Source organism: Methylomonas albis, from assembly GCF_014850955.1.
GTDB lineage: Bacteria > Pseudomonadota > Gammaproteobacteria > Methylococcales > Methylomonadaceae > Methylomonas > Methylomonas albis.
This window is the reverse complement of record NZ_JACXSS010000001.1, coordinates 3,856,621-3,875,813: the sequence shown is the minus strand read 5'-3', so window position 1 is coordinate 3,875,813 and position 19,193 is coordinate 3,856,621. Positions and strand designations below refer to the sequence as shown.

The 19,193-nt window shown below is 52.2% G+C and carries 13 protein-coding genes, 1 tRNA gene and 1 pseudogene; 11 read left to right on the top strand and 4 right to left on the bottom strand.

Annotated elements, in window-relative coordinates; all coding sequences use genetic code 11:
* Positions 1-40 precede the first annotated feature (40 nt).
* The 4 genes from tpiA to hsdR all read left to right on the top strand — a co-directional run bounded on the left by tpiA (position 41) and on the right by hsdR (position 3,942).
* Complete coding sequence (gene tpiA / locus EBA_RS17810) at positions 41-787, top strand: triose-phosphate isomerase (RefSeq protein ID WP_192375945.1); 747 nt, start codon at positions 41-43, stop codon at positions 785-787.
* A gap of 87 nt (positions 788-874) precedes the next feature.
* Positions 875-1,213 carry a preprotein translocase subunit SecG gene (secG, locus tag EBA_RS17805; protein WP_456085609.1) on the top strand — a complete coding sequence of 113 codons (339 nt, stop codon included), beginning with the start codon at positions 875-877 and terminating at the stop codon, positions 1,211-1,213.
* Positions 1,214-1,229: 16 nt separating this feature from the next.
* Positions 1,230-1,314, top strand: a tRNA-Leu gene (locus EBA_RS17800).
* 264 nt (positions 1,315-1,578) lie between these two features.
* Entirely contained in the window at positions 1,579-3,942 is a 2,364-nt protein-coding gene (gene hsdR, locus EBA_RS17795) for an EcoAI/FtnUII family type I restriction enzme subunit R (RefSeq protein WP_192375943.1), read from the top strand.
* A gap of 60 nt (positions 3,943-4,002) precedes the next feature.
* Here the strand turns inward: hsdR and EBA_RS17790 are convergent, their stop codons facing one another.
* Positions 4,003-5,040: an IS110 family RNA-guided transposase gene (locus tag EBA_RS17790; protein WP_192375179.1), complete on the bottom strand. Its 1,038-nt coding sequence runs from the start codon at positions 5,038-5,040 to the stop codon at positions 4,003-4,005.
* Positions 5,041-5,402: 362 nt separating this feature from the next.
* Here EBA_RS17790 and EBA_RS17785 point away from each other — a divergent pair.
* The 3 genes and pseudogenes from EBA_RS17785 (at position 5,403) to EBA_RS17775 (ending at position 9,323) form a co-directional block, all read left to right on the top strand.
* Positions 5,403-6,866: pseudogene (locus tag EBA_RS17785) on the top strand (N-6 DNA methylase).
* Positions 6,863-7,930: a PDDEXK nuclease domain-containing protein gene (locus EBA_RS17780; RefSeq protein WP_192375942.1), complete on the top strand. Its 1,068-nt coding sequence runs from the start codon at positions 6,863-6,865 to the stop codon at positions 7,928-7,930. The pseudogene EBA_RS17785 and the gene EBA_RS17780 overlap by 4 nt, the downstream one beginning before the upstream one ends.
* Positions 7,920-9,323, top strand: coding sequence for a restriction endonuclease subunit S (locus EBA_RS17775; protein WP_192375941.1), 1,404 nt, complete (start codon positions 7,920-7,922; stop codon positions 9,321-9,323). The genes EBA_RS17780 and EBA_RS17775 overlap by 11 nt, the downstream gene beginning before the upstream one ends.
* Before the next feature lie 274 nt (positions 9,324-9,597).
* Here EBA_RS17775 and EBA_RS17770 read toward each other — a convergent pair whose 3' ends face one another.
* Positions 9,598-10,263, bottom strand: coding sequence for a hypothetical protein (locus EBA_RS17770; RefSeq protein ID WP_192375940.1), 666 nt, complete (start codon positions 10,261-10,263; stop codon positions 9,598-9,600).
* 656 nt (positions 10,264-10,919) lie between these two features.
* Positions 10,920-12,149: an IS256 family transposase gene (locus EBA_RS17765; protein WP_192374356.1), complete on the bottom strand. Its 1,230-nt coding sequence runs from the start codon at positions 12,147-12,149 to the stop codon at positions 10,920-10,922.
* Between the two features lie 870 nt (positions 12,150-13,019).
* Here EBA_RS17765 and EBA_RS17760 point away from each other — a divergent pair.
* Positions 13,020-13,232 carry a hypothetical protein gene (locus EBA_RS17760; RefSeq protein ID WP_192375939.1) on the top strand — a complete coding sequence of 71 codons (213 nt, stop codon included), beginning with the start codon at positions 13,020-13,022 and terminating at the stop codon, positions 13,230-13,232.
* 127 nt (positions 13,233-13,359) lie between these two features.
* Here the strand turns inward: EBA_RS17760 and EBA_RS17755 are convergent, their stop codons facing one another.
* Positions 13,360-14,202: a PEP-CTERM sorting domain-containing protein gene (locus tag EBA_RS17755; RefSeq protein ID WP_192375938.1), complete on the bottom strand. Its 843-nt coding sequence runs from the start codon at positions 14,200-14,202 to the stop codon at positions 13,360-13,362.
* Positions 14,203-14,694: 492 nt separating this feature from the next.
* Between EBA_RS17755 and EBA_RS17750 the strand changes: the two genes are divergently transcribed.
* The 3 genes from EBA_RS17750 to EBA_RS17740 are packed head-to-tail and all read left to right on the top strand — an operon-like array spanning position 14,695 to position 19,113.
* Complete coding sequence (locus EBA_RS17750; protein ID WP_225616362.1) at positions 14,695-15,633, top strand: cytochrome-c peroxidase; 939 nt, start codon at positions 14,695-14,697, stop codon at positions 15,631-15,633.
* Entirely contained in the window at positions 15,630-17,702 is a 2,073-nt protein-coding gene (locus EBA_RS17745; protein ID WP_192375936.1) for a DAHL domain-containing protein, read from the top strand. The genes EBA_RS17750 and EBA_RS17745 overlap by 4 nt, the downstream gene beginning before the upstream one ends.
* Positions 17,692-19,113, top strand: a complete 1,422-nt coding sequence (locus EBA_RS17740) for a sigma-54-dependent transcriptional regulator (protein WP_192375935.1) — start codon at positions 17,692-17,694, stop codon at positions 19,111-19,113. Before EBA_RS17745 ends, EBA_RS17740 begins: the two co-directional genes overlap by 11 nt.
* The last annotated feature ends 80 nt before the right edge of the window (positions 19,114-19,193 follow it).

The window sequence follows — 19,193 nt, the reverse complement described above, 5'->3', positions numbered from 1 at the left end:
ATCGATATTATATGCGGTCTTATTTAGCTCGGAGGATGTAATGCGTCGGTCTTTGATTATGGGTAACTGGAAAATGAACGGCTCTCGGGAAGATGGGCAAAAACTTGCTCAAGCTTTAGCTGATGGTCTTGGTAGCGTTCAGCAAGAAGTAGCGGTTTGCGTTCCATTCGTCTATTTGTCAGATATTCATAGCGTATTGGCTGCATCCCCTATTGCACTGGGTGCGCAAAACGTTGCCGACCAAACTTCCGGTGCTTATACCGGTGAAGTATCAGCGGCAATGCTGAGTGAAGTTGGTTGCAAATACGCGTTGGTCGGCCATTCCGAGCGTCGCAGTTTTTACGGCGATACTAACGAATCGGTTGCCAAGCGTTTTTGCCAAGCATTGAGCAAAGGTGTCGTGCCGGTACTTTGCGTTGGCGAAACCCTGGAAGAGCGTGAACAAGACAGAACCTTCCAAGTCGTTGACGAGCAATTGGACGCAGTGATTGCTGCCGCAGGCATCGAAGCTTTTGAAACGGCTGTCATTGCCTACGAACCCGTTTGGGCTATCGGTACCGGTAAAGTGGCGACCGATGAACAAGCACAAGAAGTACATAAGTACATTCGTCAACGGATTGCCGATAGAAATTCGGTCATTGCGGAAAAAGTACAAATTTTATACGGCGGTAGCGTCAAGCCAGATAATGCAAAAGGCTTGTTTGCGATGCCGGACATTGATGGCGGTTTAGTGGGTGGCGCATCGCTGGATGCAAAAGGCTTCCTGCAAATTTGCCATTCGGTTTAGTTTCATCCGATTAAGGTCTTTATGTTGTACCAAATTATAATAATTATTCACATATTTCTGGGGATAGGCATCGTTGGCTTGGTCCTGATGCAACAAGGAAAAGGCGCCGATGCCGGGGCTACTTTCGGCGGTGGCGCATCCGGTTCGGTATTCGGCGCTCAAGGTTCCGCCTCATTTCTATCCAGAACCACTGCTATTTTTGCAACCTTGTTTTTTATCACTAGCTTAGGCTTAGCAGTATTGAGCGGTTATCAAGGCAAAAAAGCCGACGTAATGGATGCCGTTTCCGTTCCTGCTGCCGAGCCAGTAAAATCTGACGTGCCGTTAACGCAAGGCATGCCTGCAGACGGCAGCTTACCGATTCAGGACCTTACTTTACCTGAAGCGCCGGCTATCAAAGAAGTCGAAAAACCAGCGGTTAAGTAACTCAGCAACAAATAAAGCCGACGTGGTGAAATTGGTAGACACGCCATCTTGAGGGGGTGGTGACGCAAGTCGTGGCGGTTCAAGTCCGCCCGTCGGTACCAAACAAGGGTTTTAAGAAACCCAAAGAAGTACAGAAACCCGCAAGCCGCCTGGCTTAGCGGGTTTTTTTATGTCCGATTAAGCCGGCAATTTGTTGAGTTGTTGGACGCGTCAATCATTAATACGAAACCACACAGCACGTTGTTGGGCTGTTAAGATACTATTTAAGGCTTTAGCCTAACTTGAGATTTCATTTTAGGTATAGGGATATTTTCATCAGCGGCGAGACAGGATTTATTCAAGGTTTACAAGGATTTTTCCCGAAAATGAATAACAAAAAAAACCTCAGCGAACGCGACATCTGCACAAAGTTCATCACCCCGGCCCTCGTTGCGGCGGGGTGGGATTTACACAGCCAGATTCGGGAAGAAGTTAGCTTCACCAAAGGCCGCATCATCGTGCGCGGCAAGCTGCATACCCGCGGCGAACAAAAGCGCGCGGATTACATCCTCTACTACAAAGCCAATATGCCACTGGCCGTGATTGAGGCCAAGGTTAACAGCCTTAGCCTAGGCGCCGGCATGCAGCAGGCGCTCAACTATGCCGAAACCCTGGGCGTGCCATTCGTGTTCAGCTCCAATGGCGATGGCTTTCTGATGCATGACCGCACCGGACTGTCCGACAAGACCGAGCAAGCGCTGGCGTTGGACGCCTTTCCGTCACCGGCGGAGCTGTGGCAGCGTTATTGCCAATGGAAAGGTCTGGAAACAGACGCAGCACGTCACACTGTGGAAATGCCTTACTACGATGACGGCAGCGGTCGCACGCCGCGTTATTATCAAGCCAATGCCATCAACCGCACGGTTGAAGCGGTAGCGAAAGCTCAGCCGCGCATCTTGCTGGTGATGGCGACCGGCACCGGCAAAACCTACACCGCATTCCAGATCATCTGGCGCTTATGGAAATCCGGGGCGAAAAAACGCATCCTGTTTTTGGCCGACCGTAATATCCTGGTTGATCAAACCAAAAACAACGACTTCAAACCCTTCGCCGCCGCGATGACCAAAATCAGCAAGCGGCAGGTCGACAAAAGTTACGAGATCTACCTGTCTTTATATCAAGCTGTCACCGGCAGCGAAGAAGAGCAAAATATCTACAAGCAATTCTCCCCCGACTTCTTTGATCTTATTGTCATCGACGAATGCCATCGCGGCAGCGCCCCAGAAGATTCGGCCTGGCGCGAGATTCTGGCCTATTTTTCCTCGGCTACCCATATCGGCTTAACCGCCACGCCCAAAGAAACCAAAGACGTATCCAGCATTGTTTACTTTGGCGAACCGGTTTATACCTACAGCCTGAAACAAGGCATCGAAGATGGCTTTTTGGCGCCCTACAAAGTGGTGCGTATCGACATCGACAAAGACCTGCAAGGCTGGCGACCCAGCAAAGGCCAAACCGACAAAAACGGCCAGCTCATTGAAGACCGGGTTTATAACCAGATCGACATGGATCGCACTCTGGTACTCGAAAAACGCACCGAACTGGTCGCCAAGAAAATCACCGAATTTCTGACTGCCACCGATCCTTACGCCAAAACCATCGTCTTTTGCGATGACATCGACCACGCCGAACGCATGCGCCAAGCCTTGGTTAATCTGAACCCGGAGCGGGTCAAGGAACGCCGCAAATACGTCATGCGCATTACCGGCGATGAACTTGAAGGCACGGCCGAATTGGATAACTTCATCAATCCCGAAGAACGTTACCCGGTCATCGCCACCACCTCCAAACTGATGACTACCGGCGTCGATGCGCAAACCTGCAAACTGGTGGTGTTGGATCAGCATATTAAATCGATGACCGAGTTCAAGCAGATCATCGGTCGCGGCACCCGCATCAATGAGGATTACGACAAATACTGGTTCACCATCATGGACTTCAAAAAAGCCACCGAGCTGTTTGCCGACAAGGATTTCGATGGCGAGCCGGTGATGATTTACGAGCCCAAAGATGACGCATCCCCCGTGCCGCCGGACGATAATCCCGGCGCTGAAAACGATCATCCCGAGTCAGAACTTACCGGAAATACCGGCGACACCACAGCAGGCGAGGGCGGCGATGAACCACGCGGACGAGTAAAATACGTGCTCGGCGATGTCAGTGTCTATGTGATTGCCGAACGGGTTCAGTATTACGGCCCGGAAGGCAAGCTGATCACCGAATCGCTCAAGGATTACACGCGCTCCACCGTGCGCAAGGATTATGCCTCGCTCGATGAGTTCCTGCGCCGCTGGACCAAAGCCGAACGCAAAGCCGCCATCCTGCAAGAGCTGGAACAACACGGCCTGTTGCTGGAGCCACTGGCTGATGAAGTGGGCAAGGATTTCGACGCCTTCGATCTAATCTGCCACGTCGCCTTTGACCAACCGCCGCTCACCCGTCGCGAGCGCGCCGAGCAAGTCAAAAAGCGCAACTACTTTGCCAAATACGGCGAGCAGGCCCGCCAGGTACTGGAAACCCTGCTGGAAAAATACGCCGACACCGGCATAGAAAACATTGAAGACATCAAAATCCTCACCCTGGACCCGTTCAAAAACATGGGCACCGCCAGCGAACTGGTCTCAGCCTTTGGCGGCAAGCCCGCTTATATGGCCGCTTTGCAAGAATTAGAAGCACATCTGTATGCATAAATCCCGGTTTTAATAATTTTTGTAGATACTCTGTTCAAAAGCAACAAATTTCATCATCTTTTACTCAGCGATGATCGATTCAGGGATGGCATAAAACTGTGTGTTATCGAACGGCTGGTCGTGCTTCAACATGCCATGGATCGCATGCAACAATTTACGCATGACAGCGCAGACAGCTTGTAACGGTTTCTTGCCGTTGTCGATCAGATGCTGGAAATAAGCTCGCACATGTGGATCATGCTGTTTAGCACTCAAGGCCGGCATATACAACGCGGAGCGAATATGCCGGTTACCGGCTTTGGACAGCCGCATTTTCTTGTGTATGCTTTTGCCGGATTCAAAGGCCTTGGGATCGAGTCCGGCAAACTTGACCCATTCACGGTGCGACAGATTGGGCGGCAATAACAGCAGCTCGCCCATCAAGGCAATGGCGCTGGTTTGGGCAATGCCTTTGATGCCGGTCAACAGTTCGAATATGCGCTGAAGTTCCGGATGCTTGTCGATCAACGCTAGCGCCTCGCTAGCCAGGGTATTGATGCGCTTTTCCAGTTGACTAATCGCCAGCTTGGCATCGCGCAGCAAGGCCTTCGGAGTTTCCTCTGTCGCACTCAGCGCATGCAGATGATTTTTCGCGGCGGCCTTTTGACCGGTCAACGCATCGATGCGACGAGCATAATAGCGCAAGGCTAGGCTTTGATTTGACGGACGAGTCCAGGCGACGAAATTCATGCGCTCGACATATTCAGCCAGGGTATTGGCATCGACAGCATCGGTTTTACTGTTTTTCATCAATACCTTGGCGAAGTTATGCGAGGCCTTGGGATTGACCACCATCACAGGAATACCGGTGTCATGCAGCGCAATCGCCAGATCGAAATGGTAAATGCCGGTGGCTTCCAGGCACACCTTGATGCCGGGTAATTTGATCAGCTTATTGACCAACCGGGTACGGTCGCTACGGGTATTGGCATATTTTTGCGGATCGAACGGCTTGCCGTTCTTGCGGATCACCAACACCAATTCATCGGCTCCCACATCCACGCCGGCAAACAGGCGATGGACAGATTCAGCGGTAGTGTTGAGCGGGCGGTTCGTCATAATCGTTTTTGAATACAGTTAAAGGGAAGTACACTATTCATCGGTTCCCGACCCTGCACATGCACCTACCTTCCTTGTGTATGCAGGCTCTTAGCCTCGGATACTCCACGGTATGGGTGAATAGGGCGGGGGCCAATCTACACGGACAGGCTCTGGTAAACTACCAGTCCTAAGGGTGGGACGGCCTCCCAATGAACGATGACAGCTTAATCGGTTTTTCTGCGCTATCGGTTGTTAAAATTCATCATACAAGGGTGGGCAAACAGCTTTATCGTTTGCCCACACGTTGATTCGTGTGGGCAGAAAACTTGCCCACCCTACCTTTGAATATCCCTCTTAACATACATGATAAGCCCCAAATTATGAGCATTTCCTCCACCATCAAATCCATCCAGGACATCATGCGCAAAGATGTCGGTGTCGATGGCGACGCCCAGCGCCTTAGTCAGTTGGTGTGGATGCTGTTTCTAAAAATCTTTGACGACCGCGAAACCGAATGGGAAATCTTGCAAGACGACTATCAATCGCCGTTGCCGGAGCCATACCGCTGGCGCAACTGGGCCGCCAATGCCGAAGGCATGACCGGCGAAGCACTAAAACAATTTCTGGATAACGACCTGTTCCCCGCCTTGCAGCAGCTGCCAGCCAGGGGCGGTGACCAGCGCGCCTATGTGATTCGTTCGGTGTTTGAAGATGCCTACAACTACATGAAATCCGGCCAGTTGATCCGGCAGGTCATCAACAAAATTCAGGAAGGCGTTGATTTCAACAAAGCCCAGGAACGGCATTTGTTCGGCGATATGTACGAGCAATTGCTGCGCGATTTGCAGTCCGCAGGCAACGCCGGCGAATTTTACACCCCGCGCGCCGTCACCGAATTCATAGTGCGCATGGTCAACCCGCGCCTGGGTGAAAAAGTCATGGACCCGGCCTGCGGCACCGGCGGTTTTCTGTCCTGCGCCATCGAACACATCCGCAAGCAGGATGTAAAAACCGTCGATGATGAAGCGCAACTCCAAGCCAGCCTCTTCGGCATCGAGAAAAAGCCGATGCCGCATTTGCTCTGCACCACCAACATGATCCTGCACGGTATCGATGTACCCAGCAACATCCGCCACGACAACACCCTGGCTAGGCCGCTGATCAGATGGACGCCCAAAGACCGTGTCGATGTCGTCGTTACCAACCCGCCTTTCGGCGGCATGGAAGAAGACGGCATAGAAACCAACTTTCCGGCCAGCTTCCGCACCCGCGAAACCGCCGATCTGTTTTTAGTGCTGATCATGCAACTGCTTAAAACCGGTGGCCGCGCCGCACTGGTATTGCCAGACGGCTTTCTGTTTGGAGAAGGCATCAAAACCCGCATCAAGGAAAAACTGCTGGAAGATTGCAACCTGCACACCATCGTCCGCTTGCCCAACGGCGTATTTGCGCCCTAGACCGGTATCAAAACCAATTTGCTGTTTTTCAGCAAAGGCACGCCAACCCAAAACATCTGGTTTTACGAACACCCCTATCCGCCCGGCGTCAAAAGCTATAACAAAACCAAGCCGATGAAGATCGAAGAATTTGCTGCGGAAGCGGCCTGGTGGGGTAATGAAGCAGACGGTTTCAGCCAGCGGGTAGAAAATGAACAAGCCTGGAAAGTCAGCCTGGCAGACATCAAAGCCCGCAACTACAACCTGGATTGTAAAAACCCGCATGTCGGCGAACAGGAAATTCACGACCCCGAGCTGTTGCTGGCCCAATACAATGCCATGCAAGCCGACATTGCGGCGTTGCGCGGGCAATTGAAAAATATACTGGCAGAAGCACTTTTACGATGAGCAAAAATCTGAGCCTTTACGCCGCTTTACTGGACGGCATCAAAACCCGCATTCGGCAGGCGCAGATCAAGGCCACGCTTTCCGCTAATGCGGAACTGATTTTGATGTACCTTGATGTCGGGCGCATGGTATTTGAAAAACAAGGATTTGAAGGCTGGGGCGCTATGGTTATACCCCGGCTATCTCGTGATCTTCATAATGAACTAGCTGAATTGAAAGGCTTTTCTGAGCGCAATATAAAATTCATGGTTCAACTCTACAAGGAGTATGGGCTTGATGATCAAATTGGGAAACACCCCGTTTCCCAATTGGCGGATTTGCGAGCGCGGGTGACCAAAATCCCCTGTGGACATAACATCCTCCTCATGCAGCGGCTCAAGGATTTGAATACTCGCCTTTGGTACATGCAACAGATTATCGAACAAGGCTGGAGCCGCGACATCCTTGGACAAATGATTAAAAACAGTGCCCATAATTGCCAGGGAGCGGCTGTTACCAACTTTCAGCAGCAGCTAGCTTCGGCGCAATCGGATTTAGCCCATCAGCTTCTGAAAGACCCTTACATCTTCGATTTTTTCACCCTTGCAGAACCGTTCCATGAACGCGAGCTTGAAACCGGCCTGGTCCGTCATCTGGAAAAATTTCTGTTGGAACTTGGACAGGGATTCGCTTTTGTCGGACGCCAGTATCACCTTGAAGTCAGCGACAAGGATTTTTATATTGATCTGCTGTTCTATCACCTCAGGCTGCGCTGCTTTGTAGTGATCGAGTTGAAGAAAGGCGATTTTAAGCCGGAATATGCCGGAAAGATGAACTTTTACTGTTCCGTTGTCGATGACAAATTGAAACACCCATTGGACGAACCCACCATAGGCCTGATTCTTTGTCAGACCAAAGATCGTATTCTTGCTGAATATTCTCTACGCGACATTAACAAGCCCATTGGCGTTTCGGATTACGAGTTGACTAGCGCCTTACCAGCGAAAATGCAATCAGAGCTGCCGAGCATAGCGGCGATTGAAGCGGAACTACAAAGTGAACTGGGCGGTGATCATGGACGCTGAACGCCCAATCAAACACCTCCTGCTGACCGAACACCTCGACCTCTGGACCGCTGCCGACACCGCGAAAAAGTCAGGTCGGGGCCGCGGTGCCGGTAATGCGGCCAGTGTTTATGGCATCAAGAAACTGCGCGAGTTGATTTTGGAATTGGCCGTGCGCGGCAAGTTGGTGCTGCAAGATGCTAACGACGAACCGGCCAGTGAATTGCTCAAGCGCATCCAGGCGGAAAAGGCCCAGTTGATGGCTGAGGGGAAGATCAAGAAAGGCAAGCCGCTGGCGGCGATTGCTGAGGATGAAAAACCGTTTGATCTGCCGCAGGGATGGGGGTGGGTGAAAATGAACGAGATTGCAACGCAAATTACTGATGGTGCGCATCACACACCAGAATATATTTCTGAGGGAGTACCATTTTTGTCAGTGAAGAATTTGAGTTCAGCTAGGCTAGATTTTTCTGATACGCGCTTTATCTCACTATCCGCACACGAGGAACTGACAAAACGATGCAATGCCGAAAATGCAGGAGCAATTTTCGGCCAGTCCAACTGGCAGCGCATCGCCGCGTATTTCGACACCCTGTTCACCACCGAAGCCAGCATCGACGCTCTCAAACAAACCCTGCTGCAACTGGCGGTAATGGGCAAACTGGTGCCGCAAGATGCTAACGACGAACCGGTCAGCGAATTACTCAAGCGCATTCAGGCTGAAAAAGCTAAGTTGATTGCAGAAGGCAAGATCAAGAAAGACAAGCCGCTGGCAGCAATTGCTGAGGACGAAAAACCGTTTGAATTGCCAGCGGAATGGGAATGGCTGAGACTTGGTGATGCTCTCGACATTACTGGCGGCGTGACACTCGGTAGAAAAATAACTGGTGCAGATTTGGTTGAGCTGCCCTATTTGCGCGTGGCCAATGTTCAAAGAGGTCATTTGGTTCTTGATAGCATCAAGACGGTAGAAATACGTCAATCTGAACTGGGACGCTATCAACTGTTAAAGGGCGATTTACTCGTAACTGAAGGGGGCGACTGGGATAAGGTTGGAAGGACCGCTATTTGGAACTCTGAAATTGAGAGCTGTCTTCATCAAAATCATATCTTCAGAATGCGTCGATTAACGAAAGATCTGTCTAGCTCATGGATTGAGATGTATATGAATTCGATTGCAAAAGCATATTTTCAAGCAGCTTCAAAACAGACTACTAATCTCGCGTCAATCAATATGACGCAGTTGAAGAGCTGTGTGATTGCAGTTCCATCATTGCGAGAACAACACCGCATCGTCGCTAAAGTCGATGAACTCACAGCCCTCTGCGACCAACTAAAATCCCGCCTCACTGCCGCTTATCAATTGCAGCAAAAATTGGCTGATGGGGTGGTTGAGCAGGCCATCGCGCAATGATGCTTTGAGTCAACGCATCAACAGCGTTAACAGAAAAGCCGCCTTTAGGTGATATTCGAGAAAGTTTATACCCATTGGCAATGCCAAATAGGTCGTTCGCTGAGCTAACTTGCGCTGAACGGACTTGTGCTGAGCGAAGCCGAAGTAGCCGAAGTGAACGGTTGACTTCGGCTCCGCTCAGTCAACGGGGAACTGCTTGGATTGGATACATTGATTGGCATAAATCGCCCTTACACCCTGCAGGCAAAGCTGCCGGGTGTAAGGGCTGCCGGTTTTATGCTGTAACGTTGGATTTGCGACGGCCGGTGTACAAGAAACCCAGAAGAGCGCTGGTCATCAGCCAAGCGGTAGCAGGCAGAGGAACAGCTGTACCACCTGATCCTGGGAAGTCGCTTGAGGCTTGAGAAGCTTGAATATCGAAAGCGAACAATCTGTGCTCGTTATTTGCGCCTTGAATAGTAGGGTCGACAAAAGCCAAGCTCCAGGAAGTTTTGCCTAGCAAGCTGATGGCACTGCTTGAATGTTCAGTAATCCAGCCGGTTGGAGACCACCAGCCTAATTGAAAATTGCTGGAACCCAGAAGTACGCCGCTAGATATATCGGTACTCACATCTACGTCGTTACCATTGGCGGTAAAGGTGACGGTTGCCGCATCCAAGAAGCTCAATACTGGCGTTATATTCAAATCGCCGCTGGTGCTGCTCAGGGAAGCGGTATCTTCAAACAGCGCAAATTTTTCCCCGGTAGGGATGTTAAACAACAATGCGTAGAGGTTCGCAAATTGGCTATCGTTATCGGTGGGTGCCCAAACACTCGCGGAGCTTGCGTTAGACATAGCCAGCAGGCCTGCAACGACACCGGTTTTTAAAATAGTATTTACTTTCATGTTTTCCATTTCCAAAGTTAGAAGAGACGGCTGAATTGTAAATTTTGTGACCATGAGTACAATGGGACTAAAGGGCCATGACAGAAATGTCAGTAAGACACGGGTTCACCAAAATCAGGCTTAACGCAGCTCATGGGCAATATTTATCCAGGCCATGAAAGCAAATCATGCTGATATTGCCTATTCCTTGAGCTCATCCCAAGAACCTTACACACTGAGGGCTGGACTGTTATGACGCATCCGAACGCCAGCAAACCCCGCCGGCTTATAGATGAGAGCCGACAGCCGCAGTAAATATCTCGAGCACTCGGCTAAATAGCTAACTGACGGTTCTCAAACGCCGGCTATTTCACAACAAAAACCCAAGCATAGCGCTTGGAGACCGGGCTTCTCCGCTGAGAAGTGGAACGATCAAGAAAATAGTGCGGCCATTGGCCAAAATAATGCCAACGATCAAGCTCGGAGCTCGGGCGCTCTAGCTGCAAAAGCGAAAGGTCGAGAAAAAAGCGCGGAGGGTGGCTGTCAGAATCGGCGCATCGGACAAAATAGCGCCAATGTTCATGCTCTGAACTCGGTCGGTCGAGTTGCTAAGGAGAAAGGTCGATAAAAAAGCCAGACTGATGGTTCTCAAAGCTCGATTGATGGACAAACTATGCTCAGTTCCGGCAGTTGCCGGGGGGTATCCCGAATTTTGTGTAAACGGGTTTAAGTTATCGGTTAGGGATTCGGTCTTCGAACTGAATACTAAACCGGTTTAATGCGGCTTTCCAGTCATAGACGGGCATGGTCCACTTTTGGCTGATATTCTTCAATGCCAGATAGAGCAACTTGGATAATGCGTCATCGCTGGGGAAGATCGCGCGATTTTTTATGATTTTTCTCAGGCTTCGGTTCACCGATTCGATGGTATTAGTGGTGTAGATCACCTTGCGAATCTCGGGCGGATAGTCGAAAAACGGGATGATACGGTCCCAGTTTCGTCGCCAGATCGGGGCAATGGTGGGATAGGCTTCGTGCCAGTTGGCCTCGAATTCGGCCAGTTTTTGTTCGGCTTCCCTGACGGTAGCGGCTTGATAGATACGCTTGAGGTCGTCGGCGACCGACTGGCGCCTTTTGTAGCTGACGTAGTTAAGGCTGTTACGGACCAAGTGCACGATGCACAACTGCACAGTGGCTTTGGGAAACACGGTTTCGATCGCTTCCGGAAACCCCTTTAGACCGTCGACACAGGCGATAAAAACGTCGTTGACGCCACGGTTCTTGAGCTCGGTGACCACTTGCAGCCAAAATTTGGCGCCTTCGCTTTGGGCAATCCACAGCCCCAGCACCTCTTTGTGGCCGTCCAGATTGACACCAATAGCCAGATAGACCGCCTTGATCCGCACACTGCCACTGTCCCGCACTTTGGTGTGTAGGCAGTCGAGGTAGACGATGGGGTAAATCGGATCCAGCGGACGGGTTTGCCAGGCGCTCACCTCCTCAAGGACCGCGTCGGTCACCGAGGAAATCAAGGTGGGCGACACCTCCGTGTGATAGATCTCCAATAGATGGGCCTGGATTTCCCGTACCGTCAGGCCGCGGGCGTACAACGAGATGATCTTGTCGTCGAAGCCCGTCCAGCGCCGTTGATGCTTGGCGATAATCTGGGGTTCGAATTCGCCATGACGGTCACGGGGAATCTCGATGGGTAAGTCGCCGAAGTCGCCTTTGAGCGTTTTCCGGCTCTTGCCGTTACGGGCATTGCTATTGGCGTTGGTCACCGCCTCATGCTTGCCGTGGCCCAAATGCGCGGTCATTTCCGCTTCCAGGGCGCGTTCGACAATGGCTTTGGTCAACTGCTTTAACAGTCCATTGGCACCGATCAGGTCTTCGGGTGTTTGATAGTTCGACATTAAGGCATCGAGTAATTCATCAGGAATGGCTTTGGGTGATACGGTCATTTTTTCATCCTCATCAGGATCGGTAGTTTCCTACCTCATGGCCGTTTACACAAAAATTCTTACACCCTCCAGTTCGGCAGTTGCTGAGCCAATGATGGATATTTTGGACAAGACAATCGCTAGATTTTGGACGAATGCCAGGCTATCAGGCTGGCAAGTCTAGGTTTGCTGGCCTCGGTTCTGCGTTGTTGGTGAAGTCGGTCTAATCAGTAGCTGCCTACTTCTACTTTGTCAGATTACTCGAACTACATTTCTAAGTCCGTCGTTTCGGCAGGGATTCGCTAATGCGCTCTATCGGGTGCCGAAATCCAGACGCCAGGGACGGATCGAAGCTTACCCTCCATGGCACTGGCTACCTGCTTCCCAGCGGGTATGACGAAGCTTTTTTGTAATCTGACAAAGTAGAACTACTCGTCAAATTCAATTCCAACAGTCGCTGCAAGATTTCGGCGTCGGGCCGTTCCGGGGTAATCCTGTCAACCGTAAAGCCACCAAAATACTGTTCAGCAAAATATCACTGGAGAATTTATAAGTCCGCCATTGTCACGCTGTGGACTATTGCCTGGGGCTGTCGGTAATTTGCCACAGATGTGCAAGGTGGGGCGTTGTAAAGTTTTTATGCCGGCAAACAGCAGGGATTTGCGACACGACCGATAGTGAGTCGTCGCCGGTCAGATAGCAATAGGCATTGCTTTCCGGCTCAGGACAGAAAAGGGAGGAATCTGGTCAAGCGCATTAGCGATACGAGTCTGCCTGCCGAAAATGGCATGCGGATTAACGCTCCGCTTAAAACCGGATCGGTTCAAGTCGCGGATTGGAGCCACCGGTTTATCGGTGGCAATTTTTCGATTTTTTTTAGGGGCTAGTCAAATGAACGCTCAATTAGATCAAAGTTTCAGAGTTCTCGATGCTGAAGAGCTGCAAAATGTATCCGGTGCTTGGTGCGGAACGCCTTATCCCGGTTCCTGGCACGGGCCAAAACCCGGCCCTTTACCGGATCTGTTTGGTAGTGCGGTTAGCAGGCTATCCATGGTCAGCCTCAACCCACAACCATTGCCGCCTGCTGAAATCAGGCTATTCTGACAGTAAGAATATCCTGCTAAAAAGAAGCCGGCCCAATGCCGGCTTTTTGTATTTTGCTAATCCGGAATAACCATGCCGCCAGCCTGATGATCACCAACGGCACTTTAGCGGCCAAACCTTAGCTGATTTAGGCGATGGCTTTTTTGCGTTTACCCAATCCCAGTAAGCCCAGCATGCCGCTGAAGAACAGCCAGGTGGCGCCCGGCAATGGCACGGCGGTGACGCCGGATACCGAGAAGGCTTGGTTGAAGGTGGTGCCGCCGACGATGTCGGTGCCGATTCTCAGCCAGTCCGGGGCCAGATTTTCGTCGCGTATCCAGGATTGTAAGTCCGGCGTAAACGGGCCGCTGCCGCCGATGATGGGTTTAGCTGCCGACAACCAGAGGAAGTTACCGTTTTTCAACTCCACCTGCGGGATGAAAAAGTAATGATCCGCAGCCAGCGATATTACCTTGCTAAAGTCCACATCAAATTTAACCTCCTGTCCGGAAACCGGGCCTTCGCCACCGGTGGTCTGATTCGGGAGCGGGTGAATGCCGTTCAGTACGGAATTAGCCGCCGTGGCGTTAGCACTCAGCACGGTGACGTTGTAGCTAAGAGAGTTGGTGGCCGATTCTCGGGTTTCAAAGGCGATGTCTGAAGGCGAGTTGACGCGGGTAGGGACGCGGCCGGATGGCGGATTGACCGAATCTTTACCGAATACCCGATAGATTTCCACATTGACATTGGCGATGTCGCTCAGCGCGGCGCCGGCTAATAAGCCGGTGAAGGTGGCATGGTTAAGCTGGGTATTTTGCGTGAGTACGAAATCGTCGGCCGATTCTATTTCGATTTTGCCATTGCTGCTGGGGCGCGAGCCGGTGGCGATTCTAAAATCCGCATCGCCGGTACTGAATGAGAAGGCTGCGGCGTGAGCATTGGCGACGAACAGTGTCGAAATTGCCAGAAGAGGGATTAACTTGGTTTGCATGGCGATACTCCTAAAATGATTTAAGTGCTGAGAACTGGTCTCGGGTAAAGAAACTGCTGACAGCTTCCGCTTCTAATAAAGCGAGTAGTGTGCCAAAAGTGAGTTTTGTAAGTTCATCATAAAAATCAGTGTATTAAGTTTGTCTGTAATATGATTGCCATCACGAGAGGTTGCGACGAAAGTTGCAGCAAAACCGTTAGCATTTGTTACGACGCCATATAATTAGGTGACAGAGAACAGCTGTCAGAGCTGCGTATTCAGCAACTTATGTCGCAGGGTCGTTGCACTAGGCGTAATGGCAATCTGAAGTTTTCCCACATTTTTTCCGTTAAGACCTTAAACGGCGGTATGGATTAGCGATTACTCCGCGCGAAATTTCGACGTGCTGCGGTTTCAATCAGGGATAAAATGAAGATCGACTTTGTAATCCAAGTTTAGACATCAGCAAACATGAGGCAGAGACGTAATTCTTGGCGGATTTTAGTGGCATGCATGGCTATGGTCTTATCGCTTGCCGCTTGGGCCGAGACGCCGGAGCCGCTAGCACCGCTGCCGCTCACCGTGGACGCAGATGCCTCGCGCGTGATGTTGGGACAACGCTTATTTCATGATCCCAAACTTTCCGATCAGGGCAAGCGCTCTTGTGCCAGTTGTCATCCGCTGGATAAGGGCGGCATGGACGGCAAGGCCCGCGCTGAAGCGGCGGACGGTGTTTCGCTGTTACGCAATAGTCCCAGTCTGTTCAACGTGTCTTTCAACTACTTCTTTAACTGGGACGGAGTCGTGACCACGCTGGAAGCGCATACCGAAAAAGTCATGCTCAATCCCAAAATCATGAATGCCAAATGGCCTGAGTTGATCGAGCGTTTGCGGGCAGAGCCGGACTACATAGACGCGTTTAAACGGGTCTATCCGGAGGGTTTGACCAAAGCCAATGTGGTCGATGCCTTGAGCAATTTCGAACGCAGTTTGGTAACGCCCAATGCCCGCTTCGACCGCTTTTTGCGCGGTGAAACTGCTGCGCTGAACGCTGACGAACAGCAAGGTTATCGTTTGTTCACTGCCTTGGGTTGTGTGGCCTGTCACCAGGGCGTCAATCTGGGCGGTAATCTGTTCCAGAAATTTGGCATATTCGGCGCGCCGCAAGGCCAGCAAGGGCCTCTGGACGAGGGACGCTACAGCGTGACCGGCAACGATAGAGACCGGGGCGTGTTTCGGGTGCCGAGTTTACGTAATGTCGCCGTCACCGCGCCCTATTTTCACGACGGCCGCGCCGCTGATTTGGCAGCGGCGGTAGACACGATGGCCGAGCATCAATTGGGCAAGCGGCTGGCAGCGAAACAGCGCGATGCTATCGTCAAGTTTCTGCAGACATTGACCGGCGAATACTTAGGCAAGTCTTTGGTCGTCAACAACAAACCAAAGCCATGACTGCTATTTCCTGGCGGCCCAGGTTGATCGTGGTCGCGCTATTGCTGGCCTTAACCTATCTATGGATACAAAGTGCCAGTCCGGAGCTGGAACGGCGTAACCGCCTGCAAAGCACGCTGCGTGTTATCGAATTACGCAATGCGGAATTGATGCGCGATATTTTGCTGGCGCGTGCCGGCCTGCTGGCTAATTACGATGCGCTAACCAAAGCCGGCCAGGAGTTGCTGCGTCTATCGCAGAGTTTGCAAGCTGAGCTGAAACCGGCAGACGCCGATGCCGAACCAGTGCTGGGCAATTTAGCGGACAAGCTCACCGCGACGGTGCAGGATAGCTTGGTGCAAATCGAGTATCTCAAATCCGACAACGCCTTGCTGCGCAATTCGGTGATGTCCTTCGACGAGATCGGCAAAACCTTGCGTGCTGCCGCTAAGCCGGGTGATACCGCCAAGCTGGGCAATTTATGGCGACTGATGTTCAGTTTTATGGACAGCCCGAAGCCGGAATTGGCGGCGGAGATTCAGCTGGAGCTTGATCGGCTAGCCGGACTTATGCCGCTATCGGACGATTATCGGGTGCTGATTAATCACGGCCGGTTGATCATCGAGCTATCACCCCAGGTGGATAGGCTATTGCGGCAAATCATCGACCAGCCTATCGCCAGCCGGATCGACGCTTTGCAACACGCTTTGCGTCAATACAGCGATGCGGTGGAAAAGCAGGCTCAACTCTATCGCTTGTCGCTGTATTTGGTGGCCGTGGTTCTGCTGGGTTATTTGTTGTACCAATTTGCGTTGCTTAGAGCGAATACTTTGGATTTACGCCGAGCGCACGCCCATTTGCAACAAGAAACCAGCGAGCGCCTACAGGCCGAATCCTGGTTACGGGAAAGCGAAGCGCGGCTGCGCGCTATTACCGATTCGGCGCATGAAGCGATTATTTCCGCAGACTTACAAGGTAACATCGTGTCCTGGAACCAGGGCGCGCAATTAATGTTTGGTTATAAGGCCGACCGGATATTGGGCCAGCCGTTTCAGCAATTGCTGGCTAAGCCGTCGCCAGCTTTTCTGGAACAAATTAGCGAGGACCAAGCGACCAACCGAGCCAATAGCCCGATGCTGGAATCCAGGGCTCTAAGACAAGACCGGAGCGGGTTTCCGGTTGAATTGTCCTTATCCAGCTGGACGCGCGGAACCGCGCGTTATCTGACCGCCATCATCCGCGACATCAGCACCCGTAAGCATTTGGAAGAGGTCGCCCGGCAGCAAGAATTGCAGTTGATCCAGGCCAATAAGATGACGGCCCTGGGTACTTTGGTATCCGGCGTCGCGCACGAAATCAATAACCCGAATCAACTGATTTTGCTCAACTCCGGCTTACTTGCCGATATTTGGAGCGATGCGCTGGAGATTTTGGAAGATCATTATCATGCGGCCGGGGAATTCTCATTGGGCGGTTTGCCTTACACCGAAATGCGGCATAGCGCGGCGGTGCTGATCCATGATGTCAACGATGGCGCAAAACGCATAGAACGCATCGTGGCCGAGCTTAAAAACTATGCCCGCCCGCCAAACACCGATGCCCTGGTTTCTTTCGCGATCAACGACGTGGTGGAGCGGACGGTGCGCTTATTGAAACATTTGATAGACCGGAAAACCTTATACTTCAAAACCGATTTGCCCGCAGGCTTGCCCTTGTTGCGCGGCAACCCGCAACAATTGGAGCAGGTGCTGGTTAATTTATTGATCAATGCGCTGGAAGCGCTCCCCGATCCGCAGAAGTCGGTCAGTGTTGTCACTCAGTTGCTGGATGATGGTCGGCAGGTGTGCGTGGAAGTCCGCGACCAGGGTGTTGGCATAGCCGCCGAACATATCCAGCAGCTGTGCGACCCTTTTTTTACCACGAAACAGGCGAATGGCGGCACCGGGCTGGGTTTGGCGATTAGCGCGTCCTTGTTGCACGCTCAGGGCGGCCGCTTAAGTTTTTCATCCGAGCCGGGGCAAGGCACCTGCGCCCGGGTTATTTTTCCGCTTAATCAAAGTCCAGCGACGGAAGCAAATCATGCAATGTAAAGATCTCAGCAAGCTGCCTATCCTGCTGGTGGACGACGAAGCGCAATTGTTACACAGCGCCAGTCTGGTATTGCGTAGCGCCGGTTTTGCCGAGGTGCTGACCCTGGACGACAGCCGGGCGGTGTTACCCATATTGGCCAGCCGGCCCATCGGCGTAATTGTGCTGGATTTGACCATGCCGCATCTGTCCGGCAAGGCCTTATTGGAGCAGATAGCTGCCGAGTATCCGGAAATTCCGCTGATCATGATGACCGCCACCAACGATTTGCAGATTGCGGTGCAGTGCATGCGCAGCGGCGCGAGCGATTATTTGCTGAAACCAGTGGAGCAAAATTGTCTGGTGGCGTCGGTGCGGCGGGCGGTGGAAGCCAGAGTGCTGCGTGCGGAGTTTTTGTTGCTTAAAGACCGGCTGTTAACCAACAGCCCGCATGAACCCAGCGGATTTGCCGACATCGTTACGCAAAGCCCGGCCATGTTTGCGATTTTTCGTTACATCGAAGCCATTGCCGCCTCTCCGCAGCCGGTATTGATCACCGGGGAAACCGGAGCTGGCAAAGAGTTGATCGCCCGTGCCTTGCACCGAGTGTCCGGGCGCTCGGGCGAGTTGGTGGCGGTCAACGTCGCCGGCCTGGACGATACGCTGTTTTCCGATACGCTGTTCGGCCATGCCAAAGGCTCTTTTACCGGCGCCGAGCGAGCTCGCGACGGTTTGCTGGCCAGTACCGGCGATGGCACGCTGTTTCTGGATGAAATCGGCGATCTCAGTATTGCTTCGCAGGTCAAGCTGTTACGGTTACTGCAGGATGGCTCGTTTTACCCGATAGGCGCCGACCGGCCCCGGCAAAGCCGGGCGCGTATCATTGTGGCAACCCATTGCGATGTCAGACGTCAGGTCGATCTCGGCGTCTTTCGCAAGGATTTATATTTTCGCTTGCGGACCCATCATATTCAATTGCCGCCGCTGCGCGAGCGCCGGGAAGATCTGCCGCAACTGACCCTGCATTTCGTGGAAAAAGCCGCCGATAGCTTGGGGAAGCCGGCACCCAGCGTGCCGCCGGCGCTGTTTCAGTGGTTGCATAACTACTCCTTCCCCGGCAATATCCGCGAGCTGGAAGGCATGGCATTCGATGCGGTGGCCCGCAGTCAAGGCGCGGTGCTGTCCTTGCAGAGTTTTAAGGACGCTATTGCCGATGAAGTACTAACCCAAGGCGACGGTGATATCGCGAACGGGATGACCGCCTCGCCCAGCAACTTTCCGGAACGTTTGCCCACGTTGAAGGAAGCCGAAGAATCCTTGATTAGTGAAGCCTTGCAGCGCGCTCAAGGCAATCAAGGCGTCGCTGCCGGCTTGCTGGGCATCAGTCGGCAAGCGTTAAACAAGCGGCTCCGCCGCGATGCGGAAAGCTATTGAGTTGGACAAGCTTATCCCCATTTATCTGCTGCCCGGTTTGGGCTGAGCATGCCGAAGCCGCCAAATAGGCAAACCGAATT